The organism is Pseudomonadales bacterium (assembly GCA_013215025.1).
Classification (GTDB): Bacteria; Pseudomonadota; Gammaproteobacteria; order Pseudomonadales; family DT-91; genus DT-91.
In genome coordinates, this window is record JABSRR010000313.1 from 1 (window position 1) to 1,878 (window position 1,878).

Consider the following 1,878-nt stretch of genomic DNA (forward strand, 5'->3'; position numbering starts at 1 on the left):
TTTTGGTATAAATACGTTGGCCTTGACGGTCGTATTATTGGCATGGATACCTTTGGTGAATCAGCTCCAGCGGCAGATTTATTCAAAGAGTTTGGCTTTACGGTTGAGCGTGTGGTTGACTGTGCGATGGAATTGCTAGATTAACGCATTCTATATGCTGATATAGTGGCGTATCAGCTTACACAGCTTACATCACTTATATATGCATAGCGAAATGAATGAGAGCGTCATTGAGTACAAAGCAAACAATTGCCATTAATGGCTTGGGTCGAATTGGTCGCTGTGTTTTGCGTGCCTTTCTTGAGCGTCCAGAGTTGCATGCGCAGTTTGAATTTGTTGCGGCTAATGAGGCGGCTGATACCGCGACGATTATTCATTTACTGAAATATGACTCAACTCACGGCCGCTTACCGGCAGAGGTGCGTGCTGAGCATCGTGAGGGTCAAGAATATATTATTCTAGAACACGCAGGCTACCAACATTGTCTTCGCCTTAGTCATCATGAGTCACTGTCAGCGTTGTCATGGCCTAATGTAGACGTTTTGATGGAATGTACCGGTCAGTTTTCTCTGCGAAGCGATGCCGAGCAACATATTCAGCAAGGTGCTAAGACTGTCTTGTTTTCTCAGCCGGCCTGTGCCGATGTTGATGCCACCATAGTCTATGGGGTTAATCATACTGCGTTAAATGCTCAGCAGCGGATTATCTCTAACGCATCTTGTACTACAAATGCTTTAGTGCCTGTGTTGCACAGCTTACACCAGCAATATGGGGTTGCTGCAGGTGCAATTACGACACTGCATTCTGCTATGAATGACCAGCCGGTGATTGACGCCTATCACCATACCGATTTACGTAAAACACGAGCCGCGATCGGTGCTATGATTCCTGTGCATACTGAACTTGCCAAGGGAATAGAGCGTTTACTGCCTGAGTTATCAGGTCGCTTTACTGCACATGCCATTCGAGTGCCAACGATTAATGTATCCGCTATCGACTTGACGGTAACGCTTTGTCAGCAGACCAGTAAGGCAGATGTAAATGCCTTGTTGCAAGCAGCGGCGTTACAACATTATCAGGGCGTGATGTCGGTCACTGAAGAAAAACTTACCTCTACTGATTTTAATCATGATCCACATTCGGTGATCATCGATGCTAGTCAAACGCAAGTGGTGCAGGGCAATATGGTGAAGCTGTTGCTATGGTTTGACAACGAATGGGGCTACGCAAATCGTATGTTAGATGTGGCTGCAGTGATGCAGGCCAATGCTGTTGATGGCTAGAACAGTGATGTCTGCGGCGCGATCACGCTAACCGTATCGCCGACGCTAATTTTTCCGCTGCTGATAACTTTGGCACACAAACCGCCATGCCCTAACATTGCGGCTACAGCGCCTTTGCCTAGCGTTTGTTCCATGCGTGAGCAAGGGTGGCACAGTGCCGTTGCCTCAAAGATCGCATCGCCAATACAAAACTGCTGGTGTCTAAGCGCGGTAAGATTGATGTTGCTTACGACTAAATTGCGTCGCAGTTGATTGGGGTGAATAGCATCTAGCTTAGCAAAGTGACGTATTTGCTGAATATACTCCTCAGAAATAATGGTAACTTGGCGAGCAGAGCCCGGTGTTTTTGTGCAGCGATGATCGCCCTCTAAGCCCAGATCTTTGATGGCCTGAGTGTCATGTAGGCTCTGCATCGGAGCTTTGCGCGCCGGGCGAACGCCAATCCAGCTGAGCTGTCCGGGCGGTAAGTTTTCGATGTAGCGAGCAAATAATCGTTGCTGTGAGCGCATGAATGGATTGAAGAAAATGCTGCCAAAATAGGCCTTTTATATTATCAGCAATACTTAGCGATTCAACAATCGGCTGCTAGAATGTT

At 47.2% G+C, this 1,878-nt stretch carries 3 protein-coding genes; 2 read left to right on the top strand and 1 reads right to left on the bottom strand.

What is annotated here, in order from left to right; all coding sequences use genetic code 11:
• Both HRU21_13240 and HRU21_13245 read left to right on the top strand, forming a co-directional pair.
• Positions 1-144: transketolase (locus HRU21_13240; GenBank protein ID NRA43252.1), on the top strand; the 144-nt coding region annotated here is incomplete at its 5' end.
• 74 nt (positions 145-218) lie between these two features.
• Positions 219-1,283, top strand: coding sequence for an erythrose-4-phosphate dehydrogenase (locus HRU21_13245; protein ID NRA43253.1), 1,065 nt, complete (start codon positions 219-221; stop codon positions 1,281-1,283).
• On the opposite strand, the gene HRU21_13250 is transcribed toward HRU21_13245, so the two are convergent.
• Positions 1,280-1,792 (bottom strand): MOSC domain-containing protein, encoded by a 513-nt coding sequence (locus HRU21_13250; GenBank protein ID NRA43254.1) that lies wholly within the window; start codon positions 1,790-1,792, stop codon positions 1,280-1,282. The two genes, HRU21_13245 and HRU21_13250, sit on opposite strands and share 4 nt — an antisense overlap.
• Positions 1,793-1,878: the final 86 nt, after the last annotated feature.

Excerpts from the sequence above, each read along its gene's own strand:
- HRU21_13245 (NRA43253.1), top strand. The coding sequence starts at position 219 with ATGAGAGCGTCATTGAGTACAAAGCAAACAATTGCCATTAATGGCTTG.
- HRU21_13250 (NRA43254.1), bottom strand. The coding sequence starts at position 1,792 with ATGCGCTCACAGCAACGATTATTTGCTCGCTACATCGAAAACTTACCG.